At 53.8% G+C, this 12,587-nt stretch carries 9 protein-coding genes and 2 pseudogenes; 3 read left to right on the forward strand and 8 right to left on the reverse strand.

The features are described 5' to 3' along the window. Window positions 1-135: 135 nt before the first annotated feature. Entirely contained in the window at window positions 136-1,044 is a 909-nt protein-coding gene (locus tag DD586_RS11320) for a LysR family transcriptional regulator (protein WP_012884957.1), read from the reverse strand. 103 nt (window positions 1,045-1,147) lie between these two features. On the opposite strand from DD586_RS11320, the gene DD586_RS11325 reads away from it, so the two are divergent. The 3 genes from DD586_RS11325 (at window position 1,148) to DD586_RS11335 (ending at window position 3,707) form a co-directional block, all read left to right on the forward strand. Continuing rightward, complete coding sequence (locus tag DD586_RS11325; protein WP_012884958.1) at window positions 1,148-2,023, forward strand: MBL fold metallo-hydrolase; 876 nt, start codon at window positions 1,148-1,150, stop codon at window positions 2,021-2,023. 286 nt (window positions 2,024-2,309) lie between these two features. Continuing rightward, complete coding sequence (locus DD586_RS11330; RefSeq protein ID WP_012884959.1) at window positions 2,310-2,954, forward strand: DsbA family protein; 645 nt, start codon at window positions 2,310-2,312, stop codon at window positions 2,952-2,954. Window positions 2,955-3,101: 147 nt separating this feature from the next. After that, a complete protein-coding gene (locus DD586_RS11335) occupies window positions 3,102-3,707 on the forward strand; it encodes a glutathione S-transferase family protein (RefSeq protein ID WP_012884960.1) in 606 nt (201 codons plus the stop codon). Window positions 3,708-3,783: 76 nt separating this feature from the next. On the opposite strand, the gene dmsD is transcribed toward DD586_RS11335, so the two are convergent. The 7 genes and pseudogenes from dmsD to lrp all read right to left on the reverse strand — a co-directional run bounded on the left by dmsD (window position 3,784) and on the right by lrp (window position 12,555). Further along, window positions 3,784-4,398 (reverse strand): Tat proofreading chaperone DmsD, encoded by a 615-nt coding sequence (gene dmsD / locus DD586_RS11340; RefSeq protein ID WP_012884961.1) that lies wholly within the window; start codon window positions 4,396-4,398, stop codon window positions 3,784-3,786. 281 nt (window positions 4,399-4,679) lie between these two features. Continuing rightward, window positions 4,680-5,975: a serine--tRNA ligase gene (gene serS / locus DD586_RS11345; protein ID WP_012884962.1), complete on the reverse strand. Its 1,296-nt coding sequence runs from the start codon at window positions 5,973-5,975 to the stop codon at window positions 4,680-4,682. A gap of 105 nt (window positions 5,976-6,080) precedes the next feature. Then, on the reverse strand, window positions 6,081-7,424 hold the full coding sequence (locus DD586_RS11350; protein WP_012884963.1) for a replication-associated recombination protein A: 1,344 nt from the start codon (window positions 7,422-7,424) through the stop codon (window positions 6,081-6,083). 7 nt (window positions 7,425-7,431) lie between these two features. After that, entirely contained in the window at window positions 7,432-8,046 is a 615-nt protein-coding gene (lolA, locus tag DD586_RS11355; protein WP_012884964.1) for an outer membrane lipoprotein chaperone LolA, read from the reverse strand. A gap of 189 nt (window positions 8,047-8,235) precedes the next feature. Beyond that, window positions 8,236-10,278 (reverse strand): annotated as a pseudogene (locus tag DD586_RS22490) (DNA translocase FtsK); the annotation flags it as partial. A 1,152-nt stretch (window positions 10,279-11,430) separates the two neighbouring features. After that, window positions 11,431-11,868: pseudogene (locus DD586_RS22495) on the reverse strand (DNA translocase FtsK 4TM domain-containing protein); the annotation flags it as partial. 192 nt (window positions 11,869-12,060) lie between these two features. Then, window positions 12,061-12,555, reverse strand: coding sequence for a leucine-responsive transcriptional regulator Lrp (gene lrp / locus DD586_RS11365; RefSeq protein WP_010277211.1), 495 nt, complete (start codon window positions 12,553-12,555; stop codon window positions 12,061-12,063). Between the last annotated feature and the right edge of the window lie 32 nt (window positions 12,556-12,587).

Genomic DNA, 12,587 nt, shown 5'->3' on the forward strand with positions numbered 1-12,587 from the left:
GCGAACCGAAAAGAGAGGATATTTTGGGCGCATCATGCCACTGACAATGGCAAAGTCAATTGCCTTCTCACCGGCTGTCGCACATTTTGTCCATGCCACCCGATTCGCAGCCAATGCTGCACCTTTACAGGCATATCAACGCCGTGCGACTCGTTTCCATTCCAGGTTATTACCGAACCACTCCGCCAGAAAATCTACCAATGCTCGTAACGCTGGCGACATTCTCTCACGCGAGTGATACACGGCGTAAATATCCAACTCTTGCGGCTGTGATTCCGGGAATAGTGCAATCAGCCGTTTACTGGCGATCAGGTCGGTAACGGAATAGACCGGTTGTAAACTCACTCCGGCACCATTTAACGCTGCTTCCAGCAGCACCAGCGAATCATTGGCACTGAAACTACCGCTGACCGGTACCGCTATCGCATCGCCTTTACGGGTAAACTGCCACAGGCTCTTACCGAAGAACGAATAGGTCAGGCAATTATGTACGGCCAGATCTTCCACGCGCTGGGGCGTACCGTGCGTAGCCAGATACGAAGGTGACGCACACACGACCGACGGGCAGCCTCCCAACCGACGGGCAATTAACCCGGAATCTAACTGATTGGTAATGCGAATCGCCAGGTCGATGCGTTCTTCAATAAGATTCAGAGTATGGCTTGCGACCTGCAGGTCAACCGCCGTTTTGGGATAACGCAGCAGATAAGTCGTAATAGCTGCAACCAACGTCGCCTGCGCCAGTGACGGAGAACAGGTCAATCGCAGTAAACCCGCAGGCTCCTTCCTGCCTTTGGCTGGCATATCGAGTTTGTGCGATACAGCCAACAACTCACGGCAGTGCTGCAACACCGTTTCGCCCTCATGGGTCAGGCTCAGTTGCCGGGTACTGCGATGCAATAATCGAGCTTCTGCCCAACGTTCCATTTCAGCCAGGTAGCGGGTCACCATCGCGCGGGACATCTCCAACGCGTCGGCAGCCCCAGTCAGGCTCCCTTGTTCAGTGATGGTGACAAATACCTGAGCGGCGGTGATTCTATCCATTATTTGTCCGATTTATGCAACAAAGCTGACTGAAAGTGAGGATTTTTCTTTATAAAAATGAAACTTATCATGGCGCCCTCTCATTCAGAAAGGAATATTACCCATGTTAAAACGCACCCTGCTTGCCACGCTGTTAGCGTCTATGGCGTTTTCCGCTTCCGCCGCACTAAAAATGGAAGTCTATAACCCCGGAGAAAAATCCCTTTTCCCAGTGTCGTCTGAAATCATCACCGGGGAACATGACGCCTTACTTATTGATGCCCAGTTCCAACGTAACGACGCCGAAAACCTGGTGGCAAAAATCCGCGCTACCGGAAAAAAACTGAAGACCATCTACATCAGCCATCATGATCCGGATTTCTATTTTGGTCTGGATGTCTTGAAAGCGGCCTTCCCTGATGCACAGATTGTGGCCACACCACAAACTATCGCGGCCATCAATGCGACCAAAGACAAGAAAGTGGCTTACTGGGGCCCCATCCTGAAAGAAAATGCACCGAAGCAGGTCGTCATTCCACAGGCCCTGACCACCGATCACCTGACGCTTGAAGGCAGCAATATCGATATCATGGGTCTGAAAGGCGCAACGCCGGACCGAACCTTTGTCTGGGTTCCGTCACTGAAGGCAGTCGTCGGCGGCGTGCAAACCTCGGCCAATATTCATGTATGGGTCGCAGATACCCAAACTATCGCCTCACGTCAGGCGTGGTTGAGCGATCTGGATACTATCGATAAGCTCAAACCAACCACGGTAGTACCAGGCCACTACCTGCCTAACAAAGATGGCACATCGCCCTGGTCACTACAGAATGTGAGTTTTACCCGGAATTACCTGAAAACCTTCGAGAAAAACATTCCATTGTCAGCAAATAGCACTGCGCTGGTTGATGCAATGAAAGGTGCTTACCCGGACCTTGGTGAAGCAGCATCGCTGGAACTGAGCGCCAAGGTCATCAAAGGCGAAATGCAATGGCCTTAATATTCACCTGATAGTATCCGTGGTTGCCGCGACACGGCTTGCCTTAGTGCCGGCGGTGGGGGACTTTTCTTTCAGGTTTGCGATCTATGATCGCAGAACCGGAAGGATAAAATGACGCCACCGCCTGCTAACTCTCAGGAAATAGACAATAATTAAGATAGAGCGTCACACAGGTAGTCATAGCAGGCCACTCTGGCAATTGCTCGGGAAGGTTTGTGGCGCGATAACCAGTCTCTTTCCCTTTGCTGATGTGCCCTACCTATCGGGCAACATACGGAGCGTATGAATGAACAGGCTACACTACATCTTCGATCCTCTGTGCGGTTGGTGTTACGCCGCAGCGCCGTTAATCCATGCAGCTCGCAAAATTGAAGGGCTGCCTGTTGTGCTGCATGCTGGTGGTATGATGACCGGACCGAACCGGCGGCGCATCACACCGGAATGGCGGGATTACGTTCAGCCGCACGATCGTCGCATTGCTCAGATGAGCGGACAGCCATTCGGTGATGGTTATTTCAATGGACTACTGTGGGATGTCACCGCAACGCTGGATTCAGAACCCCCCACAACGGCGATTCTGGCAGCCGAGGAGCTCGGTGGCCGGGGGATTGATTTACTTGAGCGTTTACAGCGTGCCCATTATGTTGAAGGACTTTGCATCTCCGAAACATCGGTACTACTGAAAATGGCGGTGGAAATCGGTTTGCCGCTGGAAGACTTTGAAAACGCCTGCATACACTGGCGTGGTTTACCCACCCGTAAACACATTGAGGAAAGCCGCCAGTGGCTAACCCAATCAGGCGGTGCCGGTTTCCCCACCATCGTTTTCGCAGTAGACGATATTTTTACCACGTTGAATATCGCGCCCTGGCTGGGACGAGCAGACGACTGGCATAACTACCTGCTCAAACTGGTGGAAGAAAATCAGTAGCCCACCTTCAACCCGCTATTTCATGACCAATGCCATCAGAAACAGCGGGTTGCCCCAGCCCAGGCGAGGCATCTGATTTTTCTTTTTTCGCCGGGCACGATATGGGATGGTAGTCCTTTCATCAGAAAAGCACACAGGGCGACCCTCATGATTCGAGTTCATCATCTCAATACCTCGCGCTCGCAGCGGATTTTATGGCTTCTGGAAGAGTTGGATGTCCCGTATGAGGTGATCAATTACCAGCGTAATAAAGCCACGATGCGCGCACCAGCCTCGTTACGTGATATTCATCCGCTGGGGAAAGCGCCGGTCATTGAACACAATGGTAACGTTCTGGCAGAAACGGGACTGATTCTGGAATATCTGGTTGCGACATTTGGCCCGTATCTGGCGCCTTCCCCTGATAGCCCGGATTTCTGGCGTTACCGGTACTGGATGCACTACGCTGAGGGCTCGTTAATGTCGGCCATGTTACTCAAACTGGTGGCTTACAAGATGGGTCCGTTCGGCTGGCCAATCCGTAATATGGTCAACACCCAATGCAACCTGCATTACGATTTTCTGGAACAAGAAGCGGCAACCTCCCGCTGGCTGGCCGGTGATGCTTTCTCAGCAGCGGATATCATGATGGGATTCCCGTTAGATATCGCCGCTCAACGCGGTTGGCTCTCACCTTCCCGCCCTCATCTGTGGCGTTTACTGGAAGCAATGCGGGCTCGACCGGCCTGGCAACGAGCTGCACGATACGGCTAAAGCATTCACCAGACACCACACACATCAATCCCCCCCTGTTCACAGACAGTGGTCGGGGGGTATGATTCAATACGGATTAATAAAAAAGCGCCTTCTCCGTCTGGATTAACTGAAAACGCCACTGCCAGTCCTGTAGGGTAATGTGTGTTAACCGAGCCACCCCCTGATAGAACGGATGGCAGCAATGGCGTTCCAGTAAATCCAGATAACGCATCGACCACGGTAGCAAATGTTCGCTAAGCAGTTCCGGCAGGCTGTCCGGCTGATTTTCCGCACACCACGCTGCCAGCATCAGCATCAACCCAATGTGATCTTCCGGTTCATGGCGATCACAACGCGGCTCAATCCCCAACTCCCGCAGCCAGCGCCGCAGCGCCAGTGTCGAATCACCAAACAACACGTTTTGCCTGTCAAGGTATACCGACCCCCAGGGGGGTACGGGCATGCCTTCATCACCACTGAGCCATCGCTTCCAGGCAAGCGATAACCGCTCATCGTAACCGGGTTGTAACCCGCTATGAATTTGTCGGGCAACAATGGCAATATCGGCCTGGTTACCACACGGCCATGTCTGCTGCCACGCGGAGTGCCTCAGCCGTTCAATCAACGCGACATTGTGTTCATCATCAGGTGCGTAATAGAGTAGCGCGCCCAATAAGCGCCCGGTCAGACTAACAATATGTTGTGGCATAAATCACCTCGCTGGCTCAATCCTCAGGAGTTTTCCCCTTGTTCTCATCGTGCTGCCCTTGCCTTTCTTCTTGTGAAAACGGCTCGGTCATTACAATGACAAAAAACTTAGAACCCGATGAGCCAGAGCTCCATAAGAGGATGCCTGAATCCTCTTATCAACGTCGTGATCGGCACGGAATCAGACAATTCCACACCGCGTCATCATGCCAGGATGAATTTCAAAAGATAAAAAAAGCGCCCCGAAGGGCGCTTTAACGAGAACGTTGAAATAGGCGAGGGTTAGCCAATAAACTGCGCACCGTTCATGTACGGACGCAGCACTTCTGGCACTTCGATCCGGCCGTCGGCTTGCTGATAATTTTCCAGCACCGCCACCAGCGCACGCCCAACCGCCAGACCAGAGCCGTTCAGGGTATGTACCAGCCGGGTTTTCTTATCACCTTTGCTGCGGCAACGCGCTAGCATACGGCGGGCCTGAAAATCCCCACAGTTGGAACAGGAGGAAATTTCACGGTAAGTATTCTGCGCAGGCAGCCAGACTTCCAGATCGTAGGTTTTGCAAGCACCAAAGCCCATGTCGCCGCTACACAGCAATACTTTGCGGTAAGGAAGTTTCAGCAGTTGCAGCACTTTCTCTGCATGACCAGTCAGTTCTTCCAGCGCCTGCATAGAGTCTTCGGGGCGGACAATCTGCACCATTTCCACTTTATCAAACTGGTGTACACGTATCAGACCACGCATATCCCGGCCATACGACCCGGCCTCAGAGCGGAAACACGGTGTATGTGCGGTCATTTTGATCGGCAGAGATTCTTCATCCAGAATCTCATCACGCACCAGGTTGGTCAGCGGGACTTCCGCGGTTGGGATCAACGCATAGTTGCTGCTGTCCGCTTCTTCTTCCAGCGGGCGAGTATGGAACAAATCCTCTTTAAACTTAGGCAACTGCCCCGTGCCATACAACGTGGCATGGTTAACCAGATAAGGAACATACGCTTCTTCATAGCCATGTTCAGCGGTATGCAAGTTGAGCATGAACTGCGCTAGCGCACGATGTAACCGGGCAATCTGACCCCTCATCACCGAAAAACGAGACCCCGTCAGTTTTACCCCGAGCGCCATGCTCAGGCCGCCGGTCAGCTCCCCTAAATCGACATGGTCACGCACTGGAAAATCAAACTGACGTGGTTCACCCCAACGCATAACTTCCTGATTTTCAGAATCATCTTTACCCAACGGTACACAGTCATCCGGCATATTGGGAATAGTCAGTGCAATACTCTGGATCTCATTCTGAATCTGTTCCAGCTCAACTTTAGCAGCATCCAGTCTTTCACCCAGCGTATTCACTTCTCGGCGCAATGGCTCAATATCTTCCCCACGCGACTTGGCCGCTCCGATCTCTTTCGATCGGGAGTTACGTTCTGCCTGCAAATTTTCTGTTTCGACCTGAAGCACTTTGCGGCGTTCTTCTAGTTTACGCAGTGCTTCCACATCCAGTTTAAAATTTCGGCGAGCCAGTAATTTTTCGGCAACTGCGTCTAGCTCATTACGCAGCAAGTTGGGATCGAGCATGCTAGTCCTGTGCTTGTATTATTAAGGGGATATAGATAATGCAGGGTGCCGGTGGCGGCCCCCTGCAGCAGAAAATCTCGCAATAACCTTACCGCAACGTTAATGCTAGCGGTAGCGTTTTGTCGGGCTATTTTGATCCTGAGCAGCGAGCCAGGCCAGCTTTTCACCAATCTTGCCCTCTAAACCACGAGAAGTCGGCTGGTAATAGCGTGTTTCTGCCATTTCAGGGGGAAAATACACTTCGCCAGCGGCGTAAGCGTTAACTTCATCATGCGCGTAGCGGTACTCTGCCCCCAGCCCCATCTCTTTCATCAGGCGGGTGGGCGCATTGCGTAAATGCTCCGGCACATCGTAATCCGGTTTTTCTCGGGCATCACGCATCGCCGATTTAAACGCGGTATACACGGCGTTACTTTTCGGCGCACACGCCAGATACACTATCGCCTGGGCGATAGCCCGCTCGCCCTCCGCCGGGCCGACCCGAGTGAAACAATCCCAGGCGGCTATCGCCACCTGCATTGCCCGCGGGTCGGCATTACCGACATCCTCGGAAGCAATCGCCAAAAGACGCCGGGCAACGTATAGCGGATCGCCCCCAGCAGTGATAATACGGGCATACCAATACAACGCGGCATCCGGTGCCGAACCACGAACCGATTTATGCAATGCCGAAATCAGGTCGTAATAACGATCGCCTTTGTTGTCAAAGCGGGCGCTGCGTTCGCCAGAAACTTCTTTCAGTAATTCCAGCGTCAGCAGGCGACGGCCGGTGGCGTCGACTTCAGCCATATCAGCCATCATTTCCAGCAGATTCAACGAACGGCGCGCGTCGCCGTTAACCAGTTCAGCCAGCAAGCGGCGGGTTTCATCCGGCAACACAATCTGCTGCTCCCCCAACCCACGTTCTTTGTCCTGTAATGCCTGCAACAGTACCTGCTCAATATCGTCGACACTCAATGCCTTGAGCAGATAAACACGTGCGCGCGACAATAACGCCGAATTGAGTTCGAACGATGGGTTTTCCGTGGTAGCGCCAATAAATGTGATGGTGCCATCTTCGATATGCGGTAAAAACGCATCCTGCTGACTTTTGTTAAACCGGTGCACTTCATCCACAAACAGGATAGTACGCCGTCCAGCATCACGGTTCTGACGAGCCCGCTCGATCGCCTCGCGAATTTCCTTGATACCCGACGTTACCGCAGAAATACGCTCGACATCGGCCTGACCGTAATGACCAATCAACTCAGCCAGCGTCGTCTTACCGGTACCGGGCGGTCCCCACAGAATCATGGAGTGAAGCTGCCCGGCTTCAATCGCACGCGGCAACGGTTTGCCTGGCCCCAACAGGTGCTGCTGGCCAATATACTGCGCCAGAGTAACTGGCCGCATTCTTGCGGCCAGTGGCTGAAACTGTTGGCTGGAAAAGTCGAGGGACAGGTTACTCACACACGCCTCACTGACGCTGGTCGTCCACCGCTACGCCTTTCGGCGGCGTAAAACGAAACTTCGCGGCATCCACATCGCCATTCTGCTGGTTCTTCAGCGTATAGGCACTGCGCTGCCCATCCTGTTCGGTGGCGGTAAAACCATGAATCGTGCCATCGCTGCTCACGTTGATAGAAAACCGCTTGAGGTTACCGCTCGCCACCCGGGGGGTCAGATCAAACTCATCCCCTTTCTGACTCACGTTATATTTGCCCCAGTCTTTCGGGTCGTTACGAGTAATCAGAATAAACGGTGTATTACCTGTCGCGTCTTTCACCCAGGTTGCGGTGACTTGTTCCACGAAAGGGTTATAAAACCATAACGTTTTGCCGTCAGACACCAGCGTGCTTTCATCCGGCGACGTGGTTTTCCAGTTGAACAGATTCGGGCGTTTTACCCATAGTTCACCGGCCCCTTCTTGCACTGCCTCACCATCATCCGTCGTGACTTTCTGCGCAAAGCTGGCATGAAAGCTATTCACTTTGCTAAGACGGCTCTGCAAATCACTGGCAGCATCAGCATAGACTGCGCTGGAAACCAGACTGGTGAGCAAACAGCCCGTTATCAACCCTATTTTTATCATACAAAAAATCCTTTGCGTGTTCTTACCGCGACTGCGGCTAACCACAGGCGTCGCGCTCAACCGAACGCGACTCGGCTGGGCGCTACTGTATCCCAGCCGGAAGCGGCATGACAGGCGAATTATCTGTTATCTACGACATTTTACGCTTCTTTGCAGGACGGGTGCAGGAAGCGACATCACCACTGAACATTACTCCATCGGTGGTGGAGCCAGCACCTCACGGTTGCCATTATGGCCGGGGCTGCTGACTATCCCCTGCATTTCCATCTGCTCGACGATACGCGCTGCGCGGTTATAACCGATGCGGAACTGGCGCTGTACCCCAGAAATTGAAGCCCGCCGTTTTTCCACCACGAACGCTACCGCCTGATCGAACAACGGATCCAATTCTTCGTCTCCGTCAAAGCCCAGGCTACCGCCCTCGCCATCGTCATCACCGCTAATAATGCTATCGATATACTCAGGACGGCCACGCGCTTTCCAATCCTGAACCACCGCATGCACTTCCTGATCACGGACAAACGCGCCGTGAACACGAATCGGGATCGACGAGTTGGGCGCCATATACAGCATATCCCCCATGCCCAGCAACGATTCTGCGCCGCCCTGATCGAGGATAGTACGAGAGTCAATCTTGCTTGATACGGTAAAGGCAATTCGGGTCGGGATGTTGGCCTTAATAAGGCCAGTAATCACGTCGACCGACGGACGCTGCGTTGCCAGCACCAGATGTATCCCAGCAGCACGGGCCTTCTGCGCCAGACGAGCGATCAGCTCTTCCACCTTCTTGCCCACTGCCATCATCAGGTCAGCAAACTCGTCAACCATCACCACGATATAAGGCAGTTTCTCCAACACTGGCGGTTGGGTATCCATACTGTCGCCCGGTTTCCAGAACGGATCCGGGATCGGGCGCCCCATCGATTCCGCCTGCATCACACGTTCGTTATAACCGCTGAGATTACGCACGCCCAGTGCTGACATCAGTTTATAGCGACGCTCCATCTCACCCACACACCAACGCAGCGCGTTAGCGGCGTCCTTCATGTCGGTCACTACTTCAGTCAGCAAGTGTGGGATACCCTCGTATACCGACAATTCCAGCATTTTCGGGTCGATCATGATAAAGCGAACATCCGCTGGCGTCGCTTTATACAGCATGCTGATGATCATGGCGTTCACACCAACCGATTTCCCGGAACCGGTGGTACCGGCCACCAGTAAGTGCGGCATTTTCGCCAGATCGGCAACGACTGGCTGACCAGAGATATCTTTGCCCAATACCACAGCAAGCGGCGACGCATTATCACGGAATCGGTCGCAATCCAGCACTTCTCGCAGGAAAACGGTCTGACGGTGGCGGTTAGGCAGTTCAAGCCCCACGTAAGGCTTGCCGGGGATAACCTCGACAATACGCACCGCGACCACCGACAACGAACGCGCCAGATCACGCGCCAAATTGGAAATACGGGCGGCCTTGACGCCAGGGGCTAAATCCAGCTCGAATCGGGTAATCACCGGCCCGGGATGGTAATCCACCACCGTTGCCTTGACGCGGTAATCCGCCAGTCTGGTTTCAATCAAACGCGCCATCTCATCGAGTGCAACGCGATCAACCGGCGCGTCATTCATCGACGGAGGCGTTAGCAGATCCAACGACGGCAATGGCGTTGTCGGCTTTTGCAGCGGTTGATCATTTCGCATCAGGAAGGGATGGATCAGGCTATCCATAATCGACGGCGATGATTCCATTTCCGCAGATTTAGGCTCAACCGACACAGAGGCAGGCTCATCATCCGGGAACGACGCCTGGGCCGAGAGGGTAAACAGCGGCTCCGATGGGCCATCATCCACAAGGTCGGCAAACGGCGAAATGGCAAAAACGCTGTCTTTTGTCTTGGGCACTTCTGTCTGAGGTGCTTCCGCCTGATGTACTGTTGACTGATGTACTGCTGGCTGGCGTGGTGCTTCGGTTTTCAGCACATTGCCAGAGACATAACTGCCTGTGTCTACGGGTGGTTCAGCCACGACGGCACGCGGCACATCCATCTCTTGCGGTTCTGGCTCATGGATTTCACCGTAACGGGAGTGCTGCATGGCAGCGAAATCACGCGCCAGTTGCGCCTGCAATAGCGCATCTTGCGCCTCTTCGTGGTCCGGGTAGGTTTCGCCGTAGCGCTCACGTTGCTGGTCAGCAAAGGCTTGCCGCAATGCTGCTTCCTGGGCCAACGCCTCCTGATCCTCGTCAGCAAAACCTGTCGGTGACGGTTGCGCAGAATGCAGCGATGATTGAGCAGCCAATGCCGCCACCGTATCCGATGGCGTGACACCATCCTGTGCCAGCAGCCCCTCGGGTGCGGTTAGCTCATTTTGCGTAGTTGAATCGATTGTCGGCTGCTCTGCATGGGATGCCTGCGCTCGTTCTGCCTCACGAGCCTGCTGTTCAGCCAGCCGCTGCGAAGGCAGTTTGATACCATAAGATGCCAACTCACGCCGGGTAGGAATGCGTACCGGATTGGGTCGCGGCAATTCCGGCCCCATACCGCGTTTCACCTGCGGATTATTCTCTTCATCTGTGGTGAATGCCGGCATAAACGGCGTCGCACTCTTCGGCTCCGGTTCATTCACTACTGCAGCGACAGTATTGGTAACGGCGGCCACGGTTGTCACTGTTGCGGCTGTTCGGCCAATACGATCGTCTACCTGTAATGTCAGCGGTTGCCAGTCCGGCATGGACTCCGGTAATGATGGCGCAGAGCCGAACGATGAAGACATTACGCCGCCAGAGACTGACGACGGAGGATTCGCGGTCGTCACCGGAGGAACATCCGCTCGCGGAGCAGCTTCCGATGCGAGTTTCACTGACGATGGCACCGAGTACGCGGTCGGTTCTGGCAACGGCGTCATTGCTATCGGTTCAGGATGTGGCTTCAGCACCGGCTCCGCATCAGGCATCGCCGCCGTGTTCTGACTTTGATTTTCCCTCTGCACATCCACTGCTGCCACTGCGGTGCCAGCGACTGGGGTGGCTGGCATATCCGCCTGTACTGATGCAGCCGCCACTGCCGATATGGCCGTCACGGCGGGTGCGGAAAACAGCACGTCATCCTCATCCTCGTCTGCCGAGGGCGGTGCAGACGCAATTAGCACATCGCCTTTATCGGCATGTACGACGTCATGCGCGTGCTCTTCACGCAAACTATCATGACGGGAGGATTCGTGTTTCGCGTCTACGGATTGCTCATCGACATCATCGTCATCGTAAAGGTAGTCATCTTCACGACGACGGCCGGAAAAGAGTGTCAGGCATCCCATGACACCGGCACCGATCTTTTCCGCAATCGTCAACCAGGACCAGCCCGTGAACAGGGTCAACCCTGCCGCCCACACACACAACAAAATCATGGTGCCACCAATATTGTTGAAGCGCGGAATCATTGAGCTGCTGAGCAGGCTGCCTAGTACGCCGCCAGAGGCGAAATAGTAAATGTCGTCTACGTTAAGCGCCGCCAGCCCACAGGAAGTCAGTATCAAAGCCAGTGTGCCGATAAGGCGCAATGAGAGAGCAAAATAATCCAATGTGGCGCGTTGCCCACGCTGGCGATGAACAACCCAGCACAACGAGACCATCACCACAGGAATGGCATACGCCAGCACGCCAAAAACGAAAAACAAGGTATCTGCCAGCCAGGCCCCTACCCCGCCCCCCAGATTATGAATCGGCTCATGCCAGGCAGTCTGTGACCAACTGGGATCCGAAGGGCTGAAACTCAGTAGCGCTACTGCCAGATAAATGGCAAAAAGCACCACGACGATTAACATCGCTTCCAGTAAACGTCGACCCGCGCTGAGTTTTTTCAGCGTGATGTCTTTATCTTCTGTGTATTCCTGGCTCAAGCGTCTCTCCAGGTTCCCTGTAAATGTTTCATGATAAAGCGCCGAGTATCACCCGGCGCCATACTGTACAGATTCACAGGAGTGTAGCTGAATTTATCAGGTTATGCACCCTTGCCGTCAGCGAGTCTTGATGACCAGCCGGTTGCTTTGCTTCACTTCTTCCATCACCACATAGGTACGGGTATCGTTCACGCCCGGCAGACGCAACAGCGTTTCTCCCAGCAACTTACGGTATGCCGACATATCCGGTACACGGGTTTTGAGCAAATAGTCGAAATCCCCGGAAACCAGATGACACTCCTGAATTTCCTCAAGTTTTTGCACGGCTGCGTTGAACTGTTCAAACACATCCGGTGCACCGCGGTTGAGGGTGATCTCAACGAACACCAACAACGACGCATCGAGATAATGCGGATTTAGCAGTGCGGTATAGCCATTAATAAAACCCTGTCGTTCCAGACGCCGAACGCGCTCCAGACACGGGGTTGGCGAAAGGCCGACCCGTTTGGAAAGTTCCACATTGGAGATACGCCCGTCTTTTTGCAATTCGTTCAGGATGTTGCGATCGATACGATCAAGATCTTTTCCCGGACGCTTTTTCGTGTCTACCATTCTTATTGTCTCTCTTCACCCTTCCCTGTTAA

Origin of the sequence: Dickeya parazeae Ech586 (assembly GCF_000025065.1) — a bacterium.
In the GTDB taxonomy this organism is placed as follows: domain Bacteria; phylum Pseudomonadota; class Gammaproteobacteria; order Enterobacterales; family Enterobacteriaceae; genus Dickeya; species Dickeya zeae.